Consider the following 24,006-nt stretch of genomic DNA (forward strand, 5'->3'; position numbering starts at 1 on the left):
CGTGCTCAGGCAGTCGTGCCCGGTTCGAGGCGGGCGCCCGGCTCGAGCCGGATCCCCTCCCCCACCGTCGAGGAGCGACCCACCAGGATCACCAGGTCGGGGTCGGCGGTGGCGTCGACATCCGGGTCCCCGAGCACGGCGCCCGCGCCGATCACGCAGCCGGAGTCGACGACCGCCCCGTCCACGGTGGCGCCCGCTTGGATGACGCTGTCCCCGAACACGACGCTGTCGCGCACGACCGCGCCCTCCTCGACCACGGCGCCGGGACCGAGCACGCTGCGCAGCACGGTGCCCGACACCCGGCTGCCCGGGCTGAGCATGCTGTCGGCGACCTGGCCGCCGTCCAGCACGCGCGCGGGGGCGCGCGGCGGCTGGCGGGTGAGGATCGGCCACTCGGGCTGGGAGAGCACCCCGACGTCGTCGACGAGGACGTCGCGGTGCGCGCGCAGGTACTTGTGCGGCTGGCCCAGGTCGCACCAGTAGCCGCCGAGCGGGTGCACGTGCGCACTGCCGCGCTCGACGAAGCGCGGGACCAGATGGTCGCCGAAGTCGCCCAGCCCGCTGTCGCCCTCCTCGCTGCCGGAGCTCAGCTCGCGGTGCAGCTGCTCCACGACCTCGATCAGCGCGTCCGGCTGGTAGGCGATCACCTCGGTGGCGACGGTGCCGCTGCTGGGGTCCTCCGGCTTATAGGCGAACCCGGTCACCCGGCCGGACCCGTCGTGCTCGACGACGCCGTGGTCGCCGGCCTCCTCGATCGGCACGTCGGTCACCACCAGCGTGCACTCCGCGCCGGCCTCGCGGTGGGTGGCGACGAGGTCGCTGAAATCGAGGCGGTAGACGTGGTCGGCGCTCAGCACGACCACCACGTCCGGGGCGAAGTCCCGGATCTGGTCACGGATGCGGAACAGCTCGTCGGCGTTGCCCTGGGCGAACCCGTCCTCCTCGTCGGTGCCGGTGCCCTCCTCGGGCATCAGCAGCCGCAGACCGCCGCGGTTGCGGTCCAGGTCCCACGGGCGGCCGTTGGCGACCGGCTCCTCGAGCGTGGCCCCCTGGTACTGCAGCGAGAGCCAGACGTCGGAGATCCCGCTGTGGGCCAGGTTCGAGAGCGGGAAGTCGATCAGCTGGAAGACCCCGGCGAACGGCAGCGCCGGCTTCGCGCGCTCCCGGGTCAGGACGTCCATCCGACCGCCGGCGCCGCCGGCCTGGATGATGGCGAGGATGCGATCGCGAGGCATGCGATCGATCGTAGGCACTGGGTGGTCGCTGGCGGGAGGTGGTGGTTTCCCCGGCCCCCGCAGGGACGGCGAGCCCGGGCCTCGACTCGGCGCGGAACTCGCCTGGCGGTTCCCCGGATCCGGGCGGATCTGCGTGGCACAATCCGCTGGCAATGACGACCGACACCTCGACTGGTGCCGCCTTCCGTGCCGGGGCAGCTCAGCTCGCCGCGCAGCTGCTCCCGCCCGCCGTCCTCGGCGGGGTGATGCTGCACGTGGCCACCCGGTTCGGCGTCTTCCCCGAGGAGCTCGGCCGGGCCCTGCTCGCCGTCGTGCTCGCGCAGGTGCTGCCGGGTGCGCTGATCTGGCGGCTCGTCCGGCCCGTGCACGGCTGGCTGTTGGAGGACCTGGTCCTCGGCCTCGCGATGGGCGCGGTGCTGTCCGTGCCCGCGCAGCTGCTCGCCGCCGCCACCGAGCTGCGGGCGCTGGCCTGGGGGGTGCCCGCCCTGGTCGCGGTCGGCATCCTCGCCGCACCGCGGTCCCGGCGCCGGGTGCTGTCCCGGCGCTGGGACCCGCTGCCGTGGGGCTGGGCCGCGCTGGTCTGCACCGCCTGTCTGATCCCGCTGCTGCGGGTGCTCGAGATCTTCCGCCAGCCGGTGCGCTGGGACGGTTGGGCCACCTCGTACGTCGACGTGCACTTCCACATCTCCCTGGTCGGCGAGCTGCTCAACCGGTTCCCGCCGAACTACCCGCAGGTGGCGGGTGAGCCGCTCACCTACCACTGGTTCAGCTACGCCTGGGCGGCCCAGATCGCCGACCTCTCCGGCGCCGAGATCGACACGCTCCTGCTCCGCTTCGACCCAGTGCTGCTGCTCGTCGCGGTGCCCCTGGTCTCGGCGTTCGCGGGAGCGCGCGTGACCGGCTCGGTCTGGATCGGCGCCGGCGGCGCGATCGCGGCGTTCCTGGTCCAGGAGCTGCAGCCGTGGACCCTCGCCACACCCATCTCCACCCCGCTGCACGGGCCGCTCTCCCCCACCCAGCAGTTCGGCATGCTGGTGCTGATGCCCGCGGTGGCGCTGATCGGGCTGCGCTGGCGCGGCGAGGCGCCCCGCGGGACCGTCGTGCTGCTGGTCGCCGTGCTGGCGGCGGCGGGCGGCTCCAAGGGCAGCACCCTGCCGGTGGTCGTGGCGGGCCTGCTGCTGGCCTCGGTGATCGTCGTCCTGCTTCGAGCGGCCCCCGAGCTGCGCCGGATGGTCTGGACCGACACCACCCTCGCCGGGCTCGTGCTGGTGGTCCTGCAGCGCACGATGTTCGGCGGCGGCGGCGGTGGCGTCGAGCTGCTGTCCCCCGAGGTGTACCTGTCCAGCCGCGTCGGGGTGACGACGGGAGGCGAGGTGGTCCTGGCGAGCCCGGCGGGGGTCGCGATGGCGGTGCTCGCGCTCTTCGCCCTGCTCTCGCCGTTCCTCGCGGTCGTGGTGCTCCTGATCAGCAGAGACGGCAGACGCGACCCGGCGGCGTGGCTGCTGACCGGGGCCGGGATCTCCGGCGTCTGCGCGCTGCTGCTGCTGGGCCACCCGGGCTCGAGCCAGTACTACTTCTACTTCTCCGCACTGGGCCCGGTGGGCATCGCGGTCGCCTGGGGGATCGCCACCGCGCTGCGGGGCGCGCCGGCACCGCGGGCCCGCCTCGTCCTCGGCGGCGTCGTCGGGATCGCCGCGATGCTGATCGCCCAGTGGCTCTTCGCGGTGGACGCCGACGAGCCGACCGACGTGGCGTCCGCGTACGTCGCCACCGGCGCCCTGCTGGGCCTGGCGCTGGCCGGGGCCCTCGCGATCGCGCTGGCGGAGCGGCGCCGGGCCGCCTCGCCCCAGCCCCTGCTGCGCGCGGTGGCCCTGATCACCGTGATCGCCCTCGCCGGGGCCGGGCTGGTGCCCGACGCCCGGGCGCTGGCGAAGTGGAAGCCGCCCGCCAGCCCGGAGACCGCCGAGCAGATCCCCGGCCAGGTCCACTCCTCGCAGCTCGAGGCGCTGCGCTGGCTGCGCGACCACTCCGACCCCGACGACGTGGTGATCACCAACCGGCACTGCCGCGCCCAGGTCACCGAGGCCTGCGACTACCGCCGCTTCGCGGTCGCGGCCTACACCGAGCGCCGGGTCCTGCTGGAGGGCTGGGCCTACACCGACCGGGCCATCCGGGCCTGGGACCCCGACAGCGGCACCCACTTCGCGGCCGCGCCGTTCTGGGACCCCGAGCTGCTGGAGCTCAACGACGGCTTCATCCGCGAGCCCACGGCCGAGGCGGCCGCGGACCTCTACGAGCTCGGGGTCCGCTGGGTGGTGGTCTTCGACCGGCCCCGTCACGCCCCGACCCTGGCGCCGTACGCCGTGCCCCGTCGTAGCGCGGTCGGCCTCACCATCTACTCGCTGTCCGCGCCGCAGTGAGCACGCCCGCCGGCACCGGCCGGGCGTGAGACCCGATCGAGGGGGCGCCGGCAGTGACGGTACGCTGCCGAGCGCAGAAGAACAGCACAGATCCTCCGAAGTTCAGAGCAGGAGTTACCGGGTGCCCCAGACACGTGCGTTGCAGAAGGTCCTCATCGCCAACCGAGGCGAGATCGCCGTCCGCGTGATCCGCGCGTGCCGCGACGCCGGCATCGGGAGCGTGGCGGTCTACGCCGAGCCCGACCGCGACGCGCTGCACGTGCGTCTGGCCGACGAGGCCCACTCGCTGGGAGGCAGCACCCCCGCCGACTCCTACCTGTCGATCGAGAAGATCATCGACGTGGCCAAGAAGACCGGGGCCGACTCCGTGCACCCCGGCTACGGCTTCCTCGCCGAGAACTCCGCCTTCGCCCAGGCCGTCATCGACGCCGGGCTGATCTGGATCGGTCCCCCGCCGGCCGCCATCGACGCCCTCGGCGACAAGGTGCAGGCCCGCCACATCGCCCAGAAGGTCGGCGCCCCCCTCGTCGCCGGCACCGCCGACCCGGTCGCGGACGCCGACGAGGTCCTCGCCTTCGCCCGCGAGCACGGGCTGCCGATCGCGATCAAGGCCGCCTTCGGCGGTGGCGGCCGCGGTCTCAAGGTGGCCCGCAAGGAGGAGGAGGTCGCCGACATGTTCGAGTCGGCGGTCCGCGAGGCCGTCGGCGCGTTCGGCCGCGGCGAGTGCTTCGTCGAGCGCTACCTGGACAAGCCGCGCCACGTCGAGACCCAGTGCCTGGCCGACCAGCACGGCAACGTCGTGGTGGTCTCCACCCGCGACTGCTCGCTGCAGCGCCGCCACCAGAAGCTCGTCGAGGAGGCGCCCGCGCCGTTCCTCAGCCCCGAGCAGATGGAGACGCTCTACACCTCCTCCAAGGCGATCCTCAAGGAGGCCGGCTACGTCGGCGCGGGCACCTGCGAGTTCCTCGTCGGCCAGGACGGCGTCATCTCGTTCCTCGAGGTCAACACCCGCCTCCAGGTCGAGCACCCGGTCTCCGAGGAGGTCACCGGCATCGACCTGGTCCGCGAGATGTTCCGCATCGCCTCCGGCGAGGAGCTGGGCTACGACGACCCGCAGGTCGTCGGCCACTCGATCGAGTTCCGGATCAACGCCGAGGACGGCGGGCGCAACTTCATGCCCGCCCCGGGCACGCTCACCAAGTGGAACCCGCCGTCGGGTCCCGGCGTGCGCGTGGACGGCGGCTACGAGGCCGGCGAGACCATTCCCGGCGCGTTCGACTCGCTGGTCGCCAAGCTCGTCGTCACCGGTCGCGACCGCACCCAGGCCCTGGAGCGCTCGCGTCGTGCGCTGGGCGAGTTCAGCGTCGACGGCATGCCCACGGTGATCCCCTTCCACGAGGCGGTCGTGAACGACCCGGCCTACATCGGGGACGGCACCGGCTTCGGCGTCTACACCTCCTGGATCGAGACCGAGTTCGACAACCAGATCCAGCCCTACTCCGGCGAGCAGGGTGAGGGCGGCGAGCAGGGCGAGCGCCAGACGGTCACCGTCGAGGTCGGCGGCAAGCGCATCGAGGTCGTCCTGCCGGCCGGGCTCGGCGGCCTGGGCGGCGGGCTCGGACCGGTGACGACCTCCCCCACCGGCAAGCGCGTGCGCCGCAGCGCCAAGAAGTCCGGCGCCGCGGCGTCGGGCGACTCCGTCACCAGCCCGATGCAGGGCACGATCGTCAAGGTCTCCGTCGAGGAGGGCCAGAGCGTCGCCGAGGGCGACGTCATCATCGTCCTCGAGGCGATGAAGATGGAGCAGCCCCTCAAGGCCCACAAGGCCGGCACCGTCACCGGGCTCAAGGCCGAGGTCGGGGCCACGGTCACCAACGGTGCCGTGATCTGCGAGCTGAAGGACTGACCTCGCTGGAGGCCCTCCCCGGCGCCTCGACCGAGGAGTCCGGCCTACAGGCCCGGACCGTCGCCGAGATCGCCGACGCTCTGGTCCAGGACTCCGTCCTGGTCCACCAGCTCCATGGCCAGGGCCGCACCGTGGACGTGGACGCCGACCTCACCGCTCTCGCGGCCGAGGTCGGCGTCCCCGTCTACGTCGCCCTGGTGGCTCACCCCGAGGACCTCTCGCCCGACCGGCCGGCCGACGAGCTGGTCCGCCTGCTGCACCTGGAGCTCGACGAGCCGGGGCTCTACCTGGCCGCGACCGACGCCCAGGCCCTGAGCTGGGCGGTGTACGACGTCGAGATCGACGACGACGCCCTCGGCATGGCCGTTCGCCTCGCCGAGGCGGAGCTGAGGGAGGGTGGGTGCTGCGTCACCCCCGCCGGTGAGGCGGCGCTGGCCCTGCACGGCGCGGACGACGGCGCCATCTCCGCGGGCGAGCTCGCCGAGGTCCGCGCCGAGACCTCCTTCGTCGCCGCACCCGACAACGACGAGTGGATCGCCTGGGAGCCCGACCCCTGGCAGCTCTACGCCTTCCCCGTCGCGCTGGCCCTGATCGCCGGGCTCGCGGCGTACGCCGCGGCGCGCAGCTGGCGCCGGCCGAAGGCTCCGGCACCGAGGCTGGCGACCGCCACCGCGACACCGGCCCCGGGCGTGCAGCGCGCGGAGGTCCAGCGCGAGGTCAGGGCGCTGGCACGCAAGGTCGCCCGGGGCCGGGCCGACCGCCCCGGGCACACGCACGCGGCCGAGTGCCTGGCCCAGGCCGAGCGCCTGCTCGCCCAGCCGGACGACCTCTCCCAGGTGGGCGCGCTGACCCTGGCCCGCACCGGCACCCGCGCGCTCGTCGGCGGCGCGCCGTACCGTTGCTGCTTCTTCGACCCCCTGCACGGCGAGGCCACCGGCCGGGCCGCCTCGGCGGGGGTCTCGGTCCCCTGCTGCACCCGCTGCCGCAAGGACGCCGGCGCGGGCCGCTCTCCGGACTCGCTCACGGTGCCGCAAGGGTGGGGCAGGCGCCGCCCGTACTGGAAGCTGGACTCGGTGTGGTCGCGCACCGGCTTCGGCTGCCTGGTCGACGACTACGTCGATCAGGTCCGCGAAGCCCCGGTGCACACGTGAGCCGGCCGAGCCGGGGCGCCCAGCGCGGCGCGGATCGCGGCAAGGATCGCGGCGAGGAGCGAGTGCTCTCGCGGGCCGCCGCGCTCGGCCTGGCCGTGGCGGCGGCGTCCCTCGGCGGCGCGGGCGGCTGGGGTATCGCCGTCCTGGGTGCCGACGACGGTGAGGCTCCCACGCTGGCCGCGAGCGACCGGGGCCGGGCCGCGGCTGAGGAGCTGCGCGAGGACCGGGTCTTCGTGACCGAGGAGGGCCGCCGGATGGTGTCCGTCGAGCAGGAGGCCCGGCTCGAGGCGGCCGTGGCCGCCGCCGACCCGGCCGTCCACCTCGTGGTGGGCCAGATGGCGCGGGTGGCCGGGATGCCGAGTCTGCACCCGACGGTCGAGGCGCTCGCCCACGACGTGGGCCGACCCGGCGTGTACGTCGTGTGGGAGGCCCCGACCGACGGCGTCGTGTGGGACCACGCCCTGAACATCCGCGGCGAGGTGAGCGAGGACTTCGTCGGCGACCCGACCACCCACCTGCTGGAGATGATCGCCCAGATCGAGGCCGCGGAGGTGGGACCCGACTACCGGGGCACCCCTGACATCGGCGCCGGCTGGGGCGTCGCCTACGGCATCATGGGCGGTCTCGCGATCGGGCTGCTGGCGATGCCGACGGCGGTGCTCGTCGCGAAGCTGATCCAGTGGCGCCTGGGCCGACGCAGGACGCGCGCGATCGACGCGCCAGGAGGGGGACACCGTGGGTGACGAGCTGGACCGGATCCAGGCCGACCTGGAGCAGGGCGGGGTCCACGTGCACCCCTCGGTGCGCCAGCACGTCGACGCGACCGAGCTGGCCGAGATCCAGGCCAACATCGCCGCCAGCGACGTGGCGATGTACGTCGTGGTCTACCCCTACGCCGCCGGCGACCCGTGGTCCGGCGAGCCCGAGGAGCTTCTGACCCGGCTGCACGATCGGTTCGGCGAGCCGGGACTCTACGTCTCGCACCGCGCGCTCGACGACGTCGAGGACTACGGCTACCAGCTCGCCATCCGCGACTACAGCGCCCCCGGATCGCGGACGGTCGATGCGTTCGAGGTGCAGCAGGCCCCCGAGGCGGAGCAGCCGGAGGACCTCGGGGCCGGGCTGGTCGCGCTGACCGAGATGGTCGCCACCGACACCGTCGCGGAGCGCTACGAGGCCACCGTGGACTCCACCGGCGCCGGCGGCGGCACGTCCTCGGCCCCCGACGAGGACGCGGCAATCGGCGGGGACCCCTCCGGCCTGCTGGTCGCCGGGCTGGTGTTCGCCCTGGTCGTCACCGCCGGCTGGGGCTGGTGGCGGCGCAGGTCCGGGGGCCGTCACGGCGGCGTGGTGCTGCCCGAGTCGACGCTGGACCGGATCCGCGACGCCCACGACCGCCAGCTCCTCCTGCGCGCCGAGCGCGAGGTCCTCGCGCTGGGCGAGGCGATCGACGCAGCCGACATCAGCCAGCACCACGACGCCGACGCCTGGCAGTCCGCGCTGGACCACTACGACGGAGCCAGACGCGTGCTGCGCCGCGGCACGCCCACTCCCGACGTGCTCGACGTGGTGGGCGCGATCGAGCTGGCCGGCCGGGGCGAGCTGACCCTCGCCGCCGCGCTCGCCGGCCGGACCCCGGAGCTGGCCCGCCCCTGCTTCCTCAACCCGCTGCACGGCCGAGCCACCGGGACCACCCCCGTTCAGCGCGGGGAGGCGACGGTCGAGGTCCCGCTGTGCAAGACGTGCCGGGCCGACCTCAAGGCCAAGCGCCGCCCCGACACCCTCGACGTACTGCGCCAGGGCCGGCCGGTGCACTACTTCGACACCTCCGACGAGCCCTGGGCCAGCACCGGGTACGGCGCCCTTGACCCCGACCTGCTGCCCCGCCTGCACGGCGCCCGCTGACCCCCCCCGCCTCCCCGGTCGCCGTACCCGCCGCGACGGGCGCGGAGGTCGCCGCGACGGGCGCGGAGGTCGCCGCGACGGGCGCGGAGGTCGCCGATTGGGCAGAGACGGGGGCCAGATCCCGGGATTCGCCGCCGTTGGGGACCAAACGGCAGCCTCCCGGCGCCCCGGCAGCCCCGGCAGCCCCCACGCATGGAACCCCACCGATCGGGACACCGTGCCCGCATGACCCGATTCGGCTACACCCTGATGACCGAGCAGAGCGGCCCCAAGGACCTCGTGCGCCACGCGGTGGCCGCGGAGCAGGTCGGCTTCGACTTCGAGGTCGCCAGCGACCACTACTTCCCCTGGTTCGAGGCGCAGGGCCACGCGCCGTACGTGTGGAGCGTGCTGGGCGCGGTCGCCCACGCCACCGAGCGTGTCGACCTGGCCACCTACGTGACCTGTCCGACGATGCGCTACCACCCGGCCGTGGTGGCGCAGAAGGCGGCGACGCTGCAGCTGCTCGCCGACGGCCGCTTCACCCTCGGCCTGGGCACCGGCGAGAACCTCAACGAGCACGTGATCGGCGAGGGCTGGCCGGCCGTCGATGTGCGCCAGGACATGCTGGTGGAGGCGATCGAGATCATCCGGCGGCTGCACTCCGGGGAGCTGGTCACCTGGGAGGGTCAGTACTTCCGCGTCGACTCGGCCCGCATCTGGGACCTGCCCGACGGCGGTGTCCCGCTGGCGGTGGCCGTCGGGGGCGAGAAGGCGATCGCGCGCTTCGCCCCGCTGGCCGACCACCTGGTCGCCACCGAGCCCTCCGCCGAGCTGATCCAGGCCTGGAACGCCACCGCCGGCGCGCCGACGATCGGCTCGCCGGCCAAGGCGCTGGGCCAGATCCCGATCTGCTGGGACCCCGACCAGGAGAGCGCCGTGCAGCGCGCGCACGAGCAGTTCCGCTGGTCCGCAGGGGGCTGGGCGGTCAACGCGGACCTGCCCACCACGGCCGGGTTCGCCGCCGCGACCAGCTTCGTTCGCCCCGAGGACATCGCCGCGCAGATCCCCTGCGGCCCCGACCTCGACGCGATCGTGGAGGCCGTCAGGCCGTTCTGGGAGGCAGGCTTCACCGACATCGCCCTGATCCAGGTCGGCGACGCCGGGATCGACCAGTTCCTGGCCGAGGCCGCCGAGCCGCTGCTGGCCAAGCTGCGCGCCGCCGCGGGCTGAGCCAGCCCCCGGCCTGCGGTTCGTCTAACCTGTGCCGGTGCCGACTGCTGCCCCGACCACGCGCGACGAGGCGCAGGCCCCCCGCACCGTGGACGAGATCCTCGACGCGCTGCGCGAGGACCCGGTGCTGGTCTCGAGCTCCTTGGGCAACGGCGCCACCCCGGAGATCGACGCGGCGCTGACCGAGCTGGCCGCCGAGGCGAGCCAGGCCCACGGGCTGTCCACGTACGTCGTGCTGGTCGACCGGCCGCCGGGCCTCTCCGCGGACCAGCCCACCCGAGACCTGGCCCAGGTGCTGCACGCCCGGATGGAGCAGGCCGGCGCGGACCGGGACGCGCTCATCGTCGTCGGCTTCCCCCAAACGGGCGTCAGCCACTACATCTTCGGGCTTCCAGTCGAGCGCGAGCTCAAGGTGAGCCAGGCGGCGCGCACGGCCCAGGAGTCGGTGCGCCCGGCGCTCGAGGACACCACGGCGCCGGTGCCCTCGTCCGCAGCCACCGCGGCGATCGCGCTCGAGGCCCTCCTCGACCCCGAGGAGCCGCTCACCGCCGACGAGCACGCCCTGTACTCGACGAGCTCGCTGTGGACCAGTCCGCAGGCGCGCCCGGAGGTGGAGGCGCCCCTGCCCACGGGCTGGCTCGCGTTCGTGGCGGCGACCGTGGGCGTGAGCGTGTTCCTCCTCTGCCGGCGGGCGCTGCGCGCCTGGTCGGCCAGCCGCCCCCAGCCGGGGCCGGTGGTGAACCTCGCGCGGGTGCGCCTCGACGCACGGCACGCGGTGGAGCAGCTGGATCGCGCCCTGGCCCGCGGTCACGGCGCTGCCCACCTCGACGACGCGACCGGCTGTCGCGCCACGGCCGAGGAGCTGCTGGACTCCCCCGACCTCCTCGACGTCGTCGGTGCCCTGGTGCTCGCCCGGACCGGCCTGGCGCTGGTGGCCGGGCGCGCCGGCGAGCAGCGCTACCGCTGCTGCTTCTACAACCCCCTGCACGGCGAGGCCCGTCGCAGCGTCCAGGCGCCGGCCGGGCGCGCGTCGCTCCCGGTGCCGGTCTGCCGGCGCTGCGAGCGGGTCCACGACGACCCCGCCGAGTTCGTCCCGCTGCACGAGCCTCCCCGCGGCCGATGGGGCACCTCTCGCCCCTACTACACCGGGGACTCGGTGTGGGCGCGGACCGGCTACGGCGCCCTGAGCGACGACCTGTGGCGCGAGGTCGCCGACGAGCGGCGAGCGGTGGCGCGATGACCCGCGGGCAACGACCGGGCTCCCGCCTGCGCAACCTCGGCCTCGCGCTCGCGCTCGGCGCGGGTGCGGGGCTGGCGTCGGTGGCGGTCCTGCAGGCCCGGCACAGTGACGAGCTGGTCGTCGGCGACCGCGTCGCCGCCGCGGTGGCCGAGCTGCGCGAGGACCGCGTCCACGTGGCGCCGGACGGGCGGTCGATGCTCGCCGAGAGGGCCGAGGAGCGCCTCGAGGCGGCGGCCGCCGACGTCGACCCGGCGGCGTACGTCGTGGTCTGGGGCTCCACCCGTGAGGGTGGCTACCAGGGAGTCGGCCACGTGATCGACCAGCTCGCCCAGGAGCTCGGCGACGATGCCGCCTACCTGGTCTGGGAGCCCGGAGGCAAGGGCTGGCACGGCACCGCCGAGGGACACGTCCTCGCCACCGACGACAGCCCCGCCGAGTGGCTCGACCTGGTCGGGGACCCCGAGACCCGGATCACCGAGTGGTTGGCGCTCGTCGACGACTCCGAGGTGGTGGCGCTCGACTCGGACGACTGGGGCGGCCTCGGCGGGGGGCTCCTGCTGGGCACCCTGCTGGCCGGCGGCGGCTACCTGGCGCTGATGCTCCTGGTGAACCTGCTGCGGAGGCCCGGCCGCGACCGCGGCCCCTCCCGCACAGCCAAGGAGCGCGGATGACCGACGAGCTGAGCACCATCCAGATCGCCCTCGAGCGCGACGGGGTCTTCGTGGGCCCGGGCATGGCGCGCCACGTCGACCCCGCCGAGCTCGCCCAGCTCAAGGCGGACCTGGCTCGTGCCGAGGCCCAGGGCACGCCCACCTACGTGGTGCTCTACCCCTTCCACCTCGACGACGCCTACGGTGGCGAGCCCGCGGACCTGCTGAGCCGCCTGCACGACGCGTCGGGAGAGCCGGGCCTCTACCTCGCCAACCAGCCCCTCTACGGTGAGGGCGACTTCCACCTCGAGGTCAACCAGTGGGACACCCTGGTCGAGGGCGAGCCCGACCAGACCTGGGAGATCACCGCGATCGGCCGCGAGCTCCACCCCGACGACCTCGGCGCCCAGCTGACCACGATCGCGTCGGCGATCGCCGACGGACGGGTCGCGCGGATCCACCAGAAGGCGGAGGCCCGTCGCGACGCCCGCCTGGCCGCGGAGGAGGAGGCCGAGACGGGCGGGGGCGCGGACGCGCCCGGCACCACCGCCCAGACCCAGCAGCCCACCGGCTCCGCCGAGCCGGACGGACTTCCCGACGGTCTCGTCGTCGGTGGCGTGCTGCTGGCGCTGGTGCTGCTGGCCCTGCTGGTACGACGGCGCTCGTCGTCGCGGGCAGTCGGGCGCCGCGACGCGCCGTACGCGCTGCCGGCCTCGGCGCTGGACCGGGTCCGCGACGCCCACGACCAGCAGCTGCACCGGCGTGCGCACGCCGAGCTGCTCGCGCTGGGCGAGGACATCGACGACACCGACATCGAGCGGCACGGGGACCAGTCGGCCTGGCAGGCCGCCCTGGACCACTACGACCTGGCCCGCCGCGTGCTCGGGGAACGCAGCGTGGACGAGGTCGACGTGCTCGACAGCGTCGGCGCCCTCGTGCTGTCCAGCCGCGGCCGCCAGGCCCTGCGCGCCGCCCGCCGCGGCAGGGCGTTCACCCCCGAGACCACCTGCTTCCTCAATCCGCTGCACGGCGAGGCCAGCACGCACGGGACGCTGGCCCCGGGCGACGGCCCCGGCCGGGTCCCGCTGTGCGCCGCGTGCCGGCGGGCGCTGGGCGCGGGGGCGCGCCCCGACGTGCTCGACGTGGTCCGCGACGGGGTGCCGGTGCACTACTTCGAGACCGACGCGGAGCCATGGGCCAGCACCGGGTTCGGGGCGCTGGAGCCGGATCTGGTGCGGCGCCTGCACCGTCGGGCCTGAGCCGGCCGGTGGGTCAGGGGCGTTCTGATGTGGGGCGAACGGCCGTTGCTTTCACGAGTTAACTCGTGAAACCCGCACTTCCCACGTGAAGGAACACGTGGGAAGTGCGGGTTTCGTGTGGCCAGTTCCCGGGCTCGGGCCTCGGCGGCCCCACCGCTCCCAGAGGCCCCGTCCGACACGGCTTTCACGAGTTAACGTGTGAAAGCCGCACCCGCCTCACCCAGAGACCCTGCTGCTGGCCCGGACGCTCGAGGACCTGCGCACCCGCACCACCGGCGCCCCACCACCGGCGCCCCCGCCACCACCATCCCCGAGGAGAGCGCGTGACCCCCACCTTCGAGCCCGACGTCATCGTGGTCGGGGCCGGCCTGGCCGGCCTCGTCGCCACCCACGAGCTGGTGCAGGCCGGGCGCCGGGTGCTCGTCGTCGACCAGGAGAATCGCGCCAACCTCGGCGGTCAGGCCTACTGGTCGCTCGGCGGTCTCTTCCTCGTCGACTCCCCCGAGCAGCGCCGGATGGGCATCCAGGACTCCCCCGAGCTGGCGCTGCAGGACTGGCTCGGCTCGGCCGGCTTCGACCGCGAGGACGACGAGGACCGCTGGCCGCGGCGCTGGGCGGAGGCCTACGTCCGCTTCGCCGCCGAAGAGAAGCGGGACTACCTGCGCAACCTGGGGCTGCGGGTGATGCCGTTCGTCGGCTGGGCCGAGCGCGGCAGCGGCACCGCCACCGGGCACGGCAACTCGGTGCCCCGCTTCCACCTCACCTGGGGCACCGGCCCGGAGGTCGTCCGGGTGTTCGCCGAGCCGGTCGCGGCCGGCGAGCGGGCCGGGCTGGTCTCGTTCGCGTTCCGGCACCGCGTCGACGAGCTGGTCGTGCACGACGGTGTCGTCGTCGGCGTCCGGGGCACGGTGCTGGAGCCGAGCGACGCCGCCCGCGGCGAGGCCTCCTCGCGGGAGCGCGTCGGCGACTTCGAGGTGCGCGCCGACGCCGTGGTGGTGACCTCCGGCGGCATCGGCCACAACCACGAGCTGATCCGGGCCAACTGGCCCACCGAGCGGCTGGGCCCGGCTCCGGCGACGATGATCTCGGGCGTCCCCGCGCACGTCGACGGGCGGATGCTCGCGATCACCGAGCGGGCCGGCGGGCGGGTCGTGAACCGGGACCGGATGTGGCACTACACCGAGGGCATCCACAACTGGGACCCGATCTGGCCCGACCACGCGATCCGGATCCTGCCCGGGCCCTCGTCGCTGTGGCTCGACGCCACCGGCCGGCGGTTGCCGGCGCCCAACTTCCCCGGCTTCGACAGCCTCGGCACCCTCAAGGCGATCCTGGGCACCGGCCACGACTACTCGTGGTTCGTGCTCACCCAGTCGGTGATCGAGAAGGAGTTCGCGCTCTCGGGCTCCGAGCAGAACCCCGACATCACCGGCAAGGACGTGGGCGTGCTGCTGCGCGCGCGCCTGGCCAAGGGAGCTCCGGCCCCGGTGGAGGCCTTCAAGGAGCACGGCGTCGACTTCGTGGTCGCCGGTGACGTCGCCGCGCTGGTCGCCGGCATGAACCGGCTGGCGCGCGGCCCGGTGGACGGCGCCGGGGGCCCGCCGGTGATCGACCCGGCGTCGGTCGAGGCCGAGCTGGTCGCCCGCGACCGCGAGCTGGACAACGCCTTCTCCAAGGACCTGCAGCTGATGGCGATCGGCAACGCCCGGCGCAGCCGCACCGACCGGCTGATCCGGGTCGCGAAGCCGCACCGGTTCCTGGACCCCGCGCACGGGCCGCTGATCGCCGTACGGCTCAACATCCTGACCCGCAAGACCCTCGGCGGCCTGGAGACCGACCTCGACGCCCGGGTGCTGGGCCCCGACGGCTCCCCCATCCCCGGCCTGTACGCCGCGGGCGAGGTCGCCGGGTTCGGCGGCGGAGGCATGCACGGCTACAACGCGCTCGAGGGCACCTTCCTCGGCGGCTGCATCTTCTCCGGCCGCGCGGCCGGCCGGGCTCTGGCGCGCCGCCCCCGCTGAACGGACCTCAGGCGGCGCCGCGCCCCGGCTGACGGGCGACGACGCAGAACTCGTTGTAGGTGAACAGCCGCCCGGCCCGGCGCGGGAACGGGAAGCTGAACGACCGCTCGTGGGCCAGCCCGACGTCGCGGGTCAGCCTCAGCAGCGCCTCGAAGTCGGTGAACCGGACGTGCGTCGGGTCCGTGGCGTAGCCGCGCTCCTGAGGACAGATGAGGAAGACGCGGCCGCCCGGGCGCAGGAACCGGAGGTAGTCCTCCAGCAGCGTGCGCCCGGCGGCCTCGTCCATGTGCTCGATGACGTGGGCCAGCAGCAGGCTGTCGAACGAGCCGGGGACGGCGAGCGGGCTCTCCTCCCACTCCTCGGTGGTCAGCGCCTGCAGCCCCCGGCTGCGTGCCTCCTCGACCGAGGCGCGGTTGTGGTCCACGCCCACCGAGCCGGGCTCCAGGGAGCGCAGGTTGCGCCCGATGCCGCACCCGATGTCGAGCGTGCGCCCCAGGCCCTGGCGCCGCAGGTTCCACCGGTAGGGCCGCTGCACGTCGAGCAGCCGCTTCCACCACACGCCCTCGCGCTGCCGCAGACGCTGGGCGTAGGACTCGTCGCGGGTATCACTGCTCTCCATGCTGAAGCAAACTACGCGTCTCGGGTCCGGCGCGCACTCGCCGCGCCGGACCACGAGACGGCTCAGCGCGTGCGCTGGGAGCCCACCGGCGGCCGCGCGAACGCGTAGCCGGGGGCGGTGTGCCCCCCGGTCAGCTGCCGGTAGATCTCGCGGGCCGCCCCGCGCATCCCGATGCGGAACGGGTGGAGGTCGGCGGCCCGCAGCACGTTGAGCGTGCTGCCGTTGATCCAGGCCTGCCCGCCGGCGCAGGCGTCGTGGCCGCGCGAGACCGGGTAGAGGTCGAGGTAGCGCGCCCCGTTGTTGGCCGCGGCCTTGCGCAGGGAGAGGTTCAGCCGGCGCTCGACACGGTTGCCCCAGCGGAAGTCGCCGGCCGCGAACTTCACGGCCTTGCAGGTGCCCTTCTGGGGCAGCAGCCGGGGGTAGCCCACGACGTACACCTCGGCGTGGGGGGCCCGGCGCTGCACCGCGCGCAGCACCTTGCCGACGTCACGGCGGATCCGGTCGGCGTCGCGCAGCTTGGTGTCCACACCGCGCCGGGTGAAGTGCCGCTTGCACGGCGCACCCTTGGGGTCCAGCTCGGCGACGGCCTTGCAGACCTTGATCATCGAGCCGAAGAGCTCGTAGTCGTTGCCGCCGATGCCGATCGTCACCAGGTCGGTCTCCTTGCTGAGCGCCTGGACCTGCGGCGCCGGGGCGGGGCCCGGGATGATCGTGGTCTGGCGGCGCGAGAGCAGGTCGATCGTCTCGGCTCCCGAGCAGGTCACGTCGACGTAGCTCGCCACGTCGAAGTAGCCGGCCAGGTAGGCCGGGTAGTTGTTCGTCGAGCGCAGGCAGCCGCCGGCGTCGGCGCGCTGGGCCGGGACCAGCGGGCCGGCGCTGTAGGAGTCGCCGAGCGCGACGTAGTCGATCGGCTCGGAGCCGGTGACGACCTTGCTCGGCGCGGCGGCGCGGGCAGCGGCGGGCCCGTCCGCGGGGGCCGCGGAGACGGGCACCGAGCTCAGCGGCACCGCGAGCAGTGCCAGCGCAAGCGTGGAGGCGGCAGCGCGCGCGCGGCCGGACAGGACTGACTTCAAGGGGTTCCCTCCCGGGGGGACGTTCCGCAGAGCGGATGAGACGAGCGACACAGTATGGGCCGCACCCTAGTGGGGCTAGCCTCTGCGCATGTTCTCCAAGGTGCTGGTGGCCAACCGTGGCGAGATCGCGATCCGCGCTTTTCGTGCGGCCTACGAAGTCGGTGCGCGCACCGTCGCGGTGTTCCCCTACGAGGACCGCTGGTCCGAGCACCGGCTCAAGGCCGACGAGGCCTACGAGATCGGAGAGCGGGGACATCCCGTGCGCAGCTACCTCGATCCCGAGGCGATCGTGGCCGTGGCGCTGCGCGCCGGGGCGGACGCGGTCTACCCCGGCTACGGGTTCCTCTCGGAGAACCCCGCGCTGGCCGAGGCCTGCGCCAACGCGGGGATCACCTTCGTCGGTCCCACCGCCGAGGTGCTGACGCTGACCGGCAACAAGGCCCGCGCGATCGCGGCGGCCAAGCAGGCGGGGGTCCCCACCCTGGCCAGCGTGGAGCCCTCCACCGACGTCGACGAGCTCGTCGCCGCGGCCGCCGACATGCCCTACCCGCTGTTCGTCAAGGCCGTCGCGGGCGGCGGCGGTCGCGGCATGCGGCGCGTGGACGACCCCGCCCAGCTCCGTGAGGCCGTCGAGACCTGCATGCGCGAGGGCGAGGCCGCCTTCGGCGACCCGACCGTGTTCATCGAGCAGGCCGTGGTCGAGCCCCGCCACATCGAGGTGCAGATCCTGGCCGACGGCGAGGGCAACGTCATCCACCTCTTCGAGCGCGACTGCTCGGTGCAGCGTCGACACCAGAAGGTCGTCGAGATCGCGCCGGCGCCCAACCTCGACCCGGACCTGCGCCAGCGGATGTGCGACGACGCGGTGCGCTTCGCCCGCGAGATCGGCTACCGCAACGCCGGCACGGTGGAGTTCCTGCTCGACCGTGAGGGCAACTACGTCTTCATCGAGATGAACCCGCGCATCCAGGTGGAGCACACGGTGACCGAGGAGGTCACCGACGTCGACCTGGTCCAGTCCCAGCTGCGGATCGCCTCCGGGGAGACCCTCGCCGACCTCGGCCTGTCCCAGGACACCGTGAGCGTGCGCGGCGCGGCCCTGCAGTGCCGGATCACCACCGAGGACCCGGCCAACGGGTTCCGTCCCGACACCGGCAAGATCACCGCCTACCGCTCGCCGGGTGGGGGCGGGGTCCGCATCGACGGCGGCACCGTCTACACCGGCGCCGAGGTCAGCGCCCACTTCGACTCCATGCTGGTGAAGCTGACCTGTCGGGGGCGCACCTTCGACAAGGCAGTGGAGAAGGCCCGTCGCGCGGTCGCCGAGTTCCGCATCCGCGGCGTGGCCACCAACATCGCCTTCCTGCAGGCCGTGCTGAGCGACCCCGACTTCGCCGCGGGGCACGTCACCACGTCGTTCATCGAGACGCATCCGCAGCTGCTCAGGGCGCGCACCTCCGGGGACCGCGGCAGCAAGCTGCTGAGCTACCTGGCCGACGTCACCGTCAACCAGCCGCACGGCGCGGCGCCGGTCAGCCTCGACCCGGCCACCAAGCTCCCCCCGGTGGACCTGAGCGTGCCCGCGCCGGACGGCACCCGCCAGCAGCTCCTGAGCCTGGGCCCCGACGGGTTCGCGCGCCAGCTGCGCGAGCAGAACCGGGTCGCGGTCACCGACACCACCTTCCGCGACGCCCACCAGAGCCTGCTGGCCACCCGGGTGCGCACCCGCGACCTGCTCGCGGTCGCCGGGCACGTCGCCCGGACCACCCCGCAGCTGTGGTCGGTCGAGGCCTGGGGCGGTGCGACCTACGACGTGGCGCTGCGGTTCCTGGGCGAGGACCCCTGGGAGCGTCTGGCGGCGCTGCGCCAGGCGGTGCCCAACCTCTGCCTGCAGATGCTGCTGCGCGGGCGCAACACCGTCGGCTACACGCCGTACCCGACCGCGGTGACCAACGCCTTCGTCGAGGAGGCCGCGGCCACCGGCATCGACGTCTTCCGGATCTTCGACGCCCTCAACGACGTCGAGCAGATGCGACCGGCGATCGAGGCGGTGCGGGCGACCGGGACCACCGTCGCCGAGGTCGCGCTGTGCTACACCGGCGACCTGTCGAACCCCGACGAGCGGCTCTACACCCTCGACTACTACCTGCGCCTGGCCGAGCGCATCGTCGACGCCGGCGCGCATGTGCTGGCGATCAAGGACATGGCCGGGCTGCTGCGCGCCCCCGCGGCGCGGACCCTGGTCACCGCCCTGCGCGAGCGCTTCGATCTGCCCGTGCACCTGCACACCCACGACACCGCCGGCGGGCAGCTGGCCACGCTGCTGGCCGCGATCGAGTCCGGGGTCGACGCCGTCGACGCCGCCAGCGCCTCGATGGCCGGCACCACCTCGCAGCCGGCGCTCTCCGCGCTGGTCTCGGCCACCGACCACTCCGAGCGCGAGACCGGGCTCTCGCTGGCCGCGGTCAACGCGCTGGAGCCGTACTGGGAGGCGACCCGCCGCGTCTACGCCCCGTTCGAGTCGGGCCTGCCCTCGCCGACCGGCCGGGTCTACCGTCACGAGATCCCCGGCGGTCAGCTCTCCAACCTGCGCCAGCAGGCCATCGCCCTGGGACTGGGCGAGAAGTTCGAGCAGATCGAGGACATGTACGCCGCGGCGAACGACATCCTCGGCAACGTGGTGAAGGTGACGCCCTCCTCCAAGGTGGTCGGCGACCTGGCCCTGCACCTGGTGGCGGTCGGCGCCGACCCCGCGGAGTTCGCCGAGAACCCCGGCGCCTTCGACATCCCCGACTCGGTCATCGGCTTCCTCAACGGCGAGCTCGGCGACCCGCCCGGCGGCTGGCCCGAGCCCTTCCGCAGCAAGGCCCTCGAGGGCCGCACCTGGCAGGCACCCGCGGAGCAGCTGACCGCCGAGCAGGAGGAGGGCCTGGCCCGCGAGCCGCGCCAGACCCTCAACGAGCTGCTCTTCCCGGGACCGACCAAGAGCTTCCTGGAGGCACGCGCCAACTACGGCGACGTCTCGGTGCTGCCGACCCTGGACTACCTCTACGGACTGCGTCAGGGCGAGGAGTGCGAGATCGACCTCGAGGAGGGCAAGCAGCTCCTGGTCGGGCTCCAGGCGATCAGCGACCCCGACGAGCGCGGGCTGCGCACCGTGATGTGCACGGTGAACGGGCAGATGCGCCCGGTGAGCGTGCGCGACCGCAGTGTCGCCACCGAGGTCAGCGCCACGGAGAAGGCGGATCCGGGCAAGCCCGGGCACGTCGCGGCCCCCTTCCAGGGGGTCGTCACGGTCACCGTGGAGCAGGGCGCGAGGGTGAGCGCGGGCGAGACGGTCGCGACCATCGAGGCGATGAAGATGGAGGCCTCGATCACCGCGCCGGTGGACGGGGTCGTGGAGCGCGTCGCGCTCTCCGGGACCCAGTCCGTGGAGGGCGGAGATCTGGTGCTCGTTCTGGGCTAGCCCTTGGCACTTCCAAGGGTCTCTGACTGGTAGCGTCCGGGTCCATGGGAATCATGCCGTCGCTGGACGTCCAGCGACGGCGGTTCCGGGTCGCGGCACCGGCCGCCCTGGGCCTGGCGCTGCTCTTCGCACTGCTGCTCCAGCCGAGCGCGCCGGAGGGGGTCCGCCAGGCGGCGAGCTCCGCCGGACTCGTGCTCGCCGGACTCGTCGGAGCCGCCAGCTGCACCTACCGCGCCACGATCACCCGGGGACGACGCCGGCTGGCCTGGTCGCTGATCACCAGCGCCGGCGTGGTCGCGGTGGCCGGCAACATCTGGGCCGCCGTGGTCGGCGCCGACCCGGTGGACGCGCCGAGCACGTTCAACGAGGCGGCCCTCGCGGCCGCCCTGCTGCTGTCGATCGTGGCCCTGCTGAACTTCCCCAGCGTGCGCCGCCGCGGCTTCGACCTGCTGATGGTCGCCCTGGACGGACTCGTCGCCGGGGCGGCGGTGCTCATCATCTCCTCCGTGCTGGTCTACACCCAGCTGCTCACCTCCCGCGCCGAGGGCCTGAGCACCTACCTGATCGCGATGGCGCTGCCGGGGCTCGACGTGGTGCTGGCCAGCGTGGCGGTGCTGCTGGTGCTGCGCAGCGTGGGCAGCGACCGCCCCGCGCTGTCCCTGGTGGCCGCCGGCTTCATCGCCTACGCCGGCGCCGACCTGACCTTCGCCGTACTCGCCGGGCGCGGCGACTTCGCGTTCGGCAGCCTGCTGGATCTCGGCTGGATCGTCGGCTACGGACTGATCGGGCTGTCCGCGTGGTACCCCAGCGACACCGCCGACGTGCCCTCGGGGAGCACCGCGGTCTCCGACACGGTCGGCACGGTCACGGTCTTCACCGTGATGCTGGCCGCGGCGATCGTCCAGGCGGTCTTCGGAACCGCCGAGCGCATGCACGCCATCCAGGCCTTCCTGTGGCTCGCCCTGCTGCTGCTGATCGGGGTCCGCCAGACCCTGCTCACCCGCGACAACGCCGCGCTGCGCCGCGGCCTGGAGCGGCGCGTCCGTGACCAGACCGCCCACCTGCGCCACCTGGCCCGGCAGAACGAGGTGCTGCTGACCTCCGTCGGGGACGGCATCTACGGCGTGGACCACGCCGGGCGGATCACGTTCGTCAACCCCTCCGGCGCCGCGGCCCTGGGCTATGCCCCCGACGAGCTGCAGGGGCTTCGTGCGCACGACGAGTTCCATGCCGCCCGCAGCGACGGGCAGCCCTACCCGTTGTCCGGGTGCTATGTCACCGAGGCGATCCGCGACGGGCTGGTCTCCAGTGCCGAGGAGGACGTCTACGTCCGCGCCGACGGCACCTCGTTCCCGGTCGAGATCACCGCCAGCCCGCTTCTCGACGAGGACGAGGTCCGTGGCGCGGTGGTCGTCTTCCGCGACATGACCCAGCGCCGCGAGGTCGACCGGATGAAGAACGAGTTCCTCTCGGTGGTCAGCCACGAGCTGCGCACGCCGCTGACCTCGATCCGGGGCTCGCTGGGCCTGCTCGCGAGCGGCCGTCTGGGCGAGCTGCCGGAGCGGGCGATGCCGATGGTCACCATCGCCCTGGACAGCAGCCAGCGGCTGATCCGGCTGATCAACGACATCCTCGACATCGAGCGTCTCGAGTCCGGCACCGGCTCGAAGAACCTCGCCCCGCTCACCGCGCGCGAGCTCGTCGAGGGCTCCGTGCTGGAGATGGAGGGCTTCGCCACGGCGCGCGGAGTCAAGCTCTCCCTCCAGGAGTCCTCGGGCGACGTGATGGCGGACAAGGATCGGATCGTGCAGACGATCACCAACCTGCTGGCCAACGCGATCAACTACTCCGACGAGGGCAGCACGGTCGAGGTCGGCGCCACCATCGACGGCGGCGAGGTGCTGTTCACCGTGCGTGACGAAGGCCGCGGCATCCCGGCGGACAAGGTCGAGAGCGTGTTCGGCCGCTTCGAGCAGGTCGACTCCTCCGACGCACGCCAGAAGGGCGGCACCGGTCTCGGCCTGGCGATCTGTCGCGGCATCGTCGAGAGCCACGGCGGCCGGATCTGGGCCGAGAGCGAGCTCGGCGTCGGGACCACCGTGCTGTTCACCCTCCCCCGAACCAGGGAGACCACCTGAGCCACCCACCCCGGATCGCGCTGCCGCGCGGCCCGCGGACCACACGCCTGGAACGACACTCCCCCGGAAGAGCACGGCCCGAACGCGGCCGGAACAACAGAAGGAACGACGTTGAACGCTGATCGACCCGCTGATCCCCACCAGGCCGCGAGCCTGGACATCACCATCCGCACCGGCGTCGGGAAGGCACGCACGCCGCTGGCCGCCTTCGACCAGGCGCTGCTGAGCGCCGGTGTCGCGAACTTCAACCTGATCACCCTGTCGTCGGTGATCCCCCCGGGCAGCACCATCCGCCACGACACCTCGACCCTCGCCGGCAACCACGGCGACCGCCTGTACTGCGTGCTGTCCGCGGCGCACGCCGGCCAGCCGGGCGAGAGCGCCTGGGCGGGCATCGGCTGGACGATCGACCCGGTGACCGGGGGTGGGCTCTTCGTCGAGCACCACGCCGGCAGCGAGGAGTCGCTCGCCGAGCAGATCGAGCTGAGCCTGGAGGCCATGGTGCGCAACCGGGGTGGCGGCTACGGCGAGGTGCACAAGGCGATGACCAGCGTGCACTACGAGGACCAGCCGGCGTGCGCCCTCGCGTTGGCCGCCTACCGAGTCGTGGGGTGGTGAGCATGACGAACGAGCAGCCCCGCCCCGACGCGGCCTCGCCCCAGCCGGCGCTGGTCATCACCTGCGAGACCGCCGTCAGCGACGAGACGGCCGCGGAGTTCTACCAGCTGTACCGCCAGACCTTCGGTGAGCTGGAGACCAAGGCCGCCGCACGCCAGATCCTGCACGAGCACGAGTTCCTCGAGGAGATGACGGACCCCCGGGTGGAGAAGTACGTCGCCTGGGACGGCGACCGGATCATCGGCATCTCCACCCTGACCCGCGACCTCGACACCGTCCCGTGGATCAGCGCGGCCTACTTCGCCCACCACTTCCCCGAGCAGTCGGCCCGAGGTGCGGTGTTCTACCTCGGCTTCACCCTGGTGCACGGTGACTACCGCCAGGGCCGGATCTTCGAGGCGATGATCACGAAGATGACCCGGGTAGTCGCCGAGGCGCGAGGCCTGTGCGCCTGGGACATCTGCGCCTTCAACGACGCCTGGGGCTTCGGCGACGCGATCGAGCAGATGCTGCAGCGCAACGCGGACGTCAGCGTCAAGCCGATCGATCGCCAGACCTACTACGCGGTCAGCTTCGCCGAGCCCGTCATCGGTCTCGAGTTGGAACCCGACGCCTGAGCTGCACCAGCGCGGGAGTACCCTCCGTCTCGGGAGAAGCGGAGCACGGGGGTTGCCGATTCTCGGAATCGCCAGCTCTTGGGAGGAACTCTGTGGCGAAGCCTACGGTGCTCGTCGTGGACGACGACGACTCGATCCGCGAGATCGCTCAGCTCGCGCTCGAGCTGGTCGGCGGCTGGCAGGTGATCACCGCCGACGGCGGGATGGCGTGCCTGGAGATGGCGGCCCAGCACCTGCCCGACGCCGTGCTGCTCGACGTGATGATGCCGGACATGGACGGGCTCACCACCTTCCGACGGCTCCAGGCCGACCAGGCGCTCCAGCACATCCCGGTGATCCTGGTGACCGCCAAGGTGCAGGTCGGCAGCCGCCAGATGTGGGACGGGCTGCCGGTCTCCGGCGTCATCGCCAAGCCGTTCGACCCGATGACCCTCGCCGCCGAGGTGAGCGGCCTGCTGGGCTGGGACCAGAGCTGA

18 protein-coding genes are annotated in these 24,006 nt (G+C 73.4%); 15 read left to right on the forward strand and 3 right to left on the reverse strand.

Going from position 1 to position 24,006, the window contains the following annotated elements; genetic code table 11:
* Positions 1 to 5: 5 nt before the first annotated feature.
* Complete coding sequence (locus AC6EH9_RS12005; protein ID WP_498423410.1) at positions 6 to 1,235, reverse strand: glucose-1-phosphate adenylyltransferase family protein; 1,230 nt, start codon at positions 1,233 to 1,235, stop codon at positions 6 to 8.
* Between the two features lie 152 nt (positions 1,236 to 1,387).
* Here AC6EH9_RS12005 and AC6EH9_RS12010 point away from each other — a divergent pair, with 152 nt between their 5' ends.
* The 10 genes from AC6EH9_RS12010 to AC6EH9_RS12055 all read left to right on the forward strand — a co-directional run bounded on the left by AC6EH9_RS12010 (position 1,388) and on the right by AC6EH9_RS12055 (position 14,999).
* A complete protein-coding gene (locus AC6EH9_RS12010; protein ID WP_498423412.1) occupies positions 1,388 to 3,655 on the forward strand; it encodes a hypothetical protein in 2,268 nt (755 codons plus the stop codon).
* Positions 3,656 to 3,776: 121 nt separating this feature from the next.
* Entirely contained in the window at positions 3,777 to 5,561 is a 1,785-nt protein-coding gene (locus tag AC6EH9_RS12015; RefSeq protein ID WP_498423413.1) for an acetyl/propionyl/methylcrotonyl-CoA carboxylase subunit alpha, read from the forward strand.
* Between the two features lie 131 nt (positions 5,562 to 5,692).
* Complete coding sequence (locus tag AC6EH9_RS12020; protein WP_498423415.1) at positions 5,693 to 6,712, forward strand: hypothetical protein; 1,020 nt, start codon at positions 5,693 to 5,695, stop codon at positions 6,710 to 6,712.
* Positions 6,709 to 7,455 carry a hypothetical protein gene (locus AC6EH9_RS12025; protein ID WP_498423417.1) on the forward strand — a complete coding sequence of 249 codons (747 nt, stop codon included), beginning with the start codon at positions 6,709 to 6,711 and terminating at the stop codon, positions 7,453 to 7,455. The genes AC6EH9_RS12020 and AC6EH9_RS12025 overlap by 4 nt, the downstream gene beginning before the upstream one ends.
* On the forward strand, positions 7,448 to 8,617 hold the full coding sequence (locus AC6EH9_RS12030) for a hypothetical protein (protein ID WP_498423419.1): 1,170 nt from the start codon (positions 7,448 to 7,450) through the stop codon (positions 8,615 to 8,617). Before AC6EH9_RS12025 ends, AC6EH9_RS12030 begins: the two co-directional genes overlap by 8 nt.
* Positions 8,618 to 8,842: 225 nt before the next feature.
* Positions 8,843 to 9,829: a TIGR03557 family F420-dependent LLM class oxidoreductase gene (locus AC6EH9_RS12035; protein WP_498423421.1), complete on the forward strand. Its 987-nt coding sequence runs from the start codon at positions 8,843 to 8,845 to the stop codon at positions 9,827 to 9,829.
* 37 nt (positions 9,830 to 9,866) lie between these two features.
* On the forward strand, positions 9,867 to 11,069 hold the full coding sequence (locus AC6EH9_RS12040) for a hypothetical protein (protein ID WP_498423423.1): 1,203 nt from the start codon (positions 9,867 to 9,869) through the stop codon (positions 11,067 to 11,069).
* Positions 11,066 to 11,740 (forward strand): hypothetical protein, encoded by a 675-nt coding sequence (locus tag AC6EH9_RS12045; protein WP_498423425.1) that lies wholly within the window; start codon positions 11,066 to 11,068, stop codon positions 11,738 to 11,740. Before AC6EH9_RS12040 ends, AC6EH9_RS12045 begins: the two co-directional genes overlap by 4 nt.
* Positions 11,737 to 12,978 (forward strand): hypothetical protein, encoded by a 1,242-nt coding sequence (locus tag AC6EH9_RS12050; RefSeq protein WP_498423427.1) that lies wholly within the window; start codon positions 11,737 to 11,739, stop codon positions 12,976 to 12,978. The genes AC6EH9_RS12045 and AC6EH9_RS12050 overlap by 4 nt, the downstream gene beginning before the upstream one ends.
* Positions 12,979 to 13,301: 323 nt before the next feature.
* Positions 13,302 to 14,999, forward strand: coding sequence for an FAD-binding dehydrogenase (locus tag AC6EH9_RS12055; protein WP_498423429.1), 1,698 nt, complete (start codon positions 13,302 to 13,304; stop codon positions 14,997 to 14,999).
* A 7-nt stretch (positions 15,000 to 15,006) separates the two neighbouring features.
* On the opposite strand, the gene AC6EH9_RS12060 is transcribed toward AC6EH9_RS12055, so the two are convergent.
* Together AC6EH9_RS12060 and AC6EH9_RS12065 are read right to left on the reverse strand one after the other, a co-directional pair.
* Positions 15,007 to 15,618, reverse strand: a complete 612-nt coding sequence (locus AC6EH9_RS12060) for a class I SAM-dependent methyltransferase (protein WP_498423431.1) — start codon at positions 15,616 to 15,618, stop codon at positions 15,007 to 15,009.
* Between the two features lie 62 nt (positions 15,619 to 15,680).
* Positions 15,681 to 16,691, reverse strand: a complete 1,011-nt coding sequence (locus AC6EH9_RS12065) for an SGNH/GDSL hydrolase family protein (RefSeq protein ID WP_498423433.1) — start codon at positions 16,689 to 16,691, stop codon at positions 15,681 to 15,683.
* Between the two features lie 88 nt (positions 16,692 to 16,779).
* Between AC6EH9_RS12065 and AC6EH9_RS12070 the strand changes: the two genes are divergently transcribed.
* From AC6EH9_RS12070 to AC6EH9_RS12090, 5 genes are all read left to right on the forward strand, one after another.
* Complete coding sequence (locus AC6EH9_RS12070; RefSeq protein WP_498423434.1) at positions 16,780 to 20,157, forward strand: pyruvate carboxylase; 3,378 nt, start codon at positions 16,780 to 16,782, stop codon at positions 20,155 to 20,157.
* Positions 20,158 to 20,201: 44 nt separating this feature from the next.
* The gene (locus AC6EH9_RS12075) at positions 20,202 to 22,295 is read left to right on the forward strand and encodes a PAS domain-containing sensor histidine kinase (RefSeq protein ID WP_498423435.1); all 2,094 of its coding nucleotides are present in this window, start codon (positions 20,202 to 20,204) and stop codon (positions 22,293 to 22,295) included.
* A 111-nt stretch (positions 22,296 to 22,406) separates the two neighbouring features.
* Positions 22,407 to 22,913: a pyruvoyl-dependent arginine decarboxylase gene (locus tag AC6EH9_RS12080; protein ID WP_498423436.1), complete on the forward strand. Its 507-nt coding sequence runs from the start codon at positions 22,407 to 22,409 to the stop codon at positions 22,911 to 22,913.
* Positions 22,914 to 22,915: 2 nt separating this feature from the next.
* Entirely contained in the window at positions 22,916 to 23,530 is a 615-nt protein-coding gene (locus tag AC6EH9_RS12085; protein ID WP_498423437.1) for a hypothetical protein, read from the forward strand.
* Between the two features lie 92 nt (positions 23,531 to 23,622).
* Complete coding sequence (locus AC6EH9_RS12090; RefSeq protein WP_498423438.1) at positions 23,623 to 24,006, forward strand: response regulator; 384 nt, start codon at positions 23,623 to 23,625, stop codon at positions 24,004 to 24,006.

The sequence above is a fragment of the Nocardioides sp. Z21_20 genome (genome assembly GCF_059766585.1).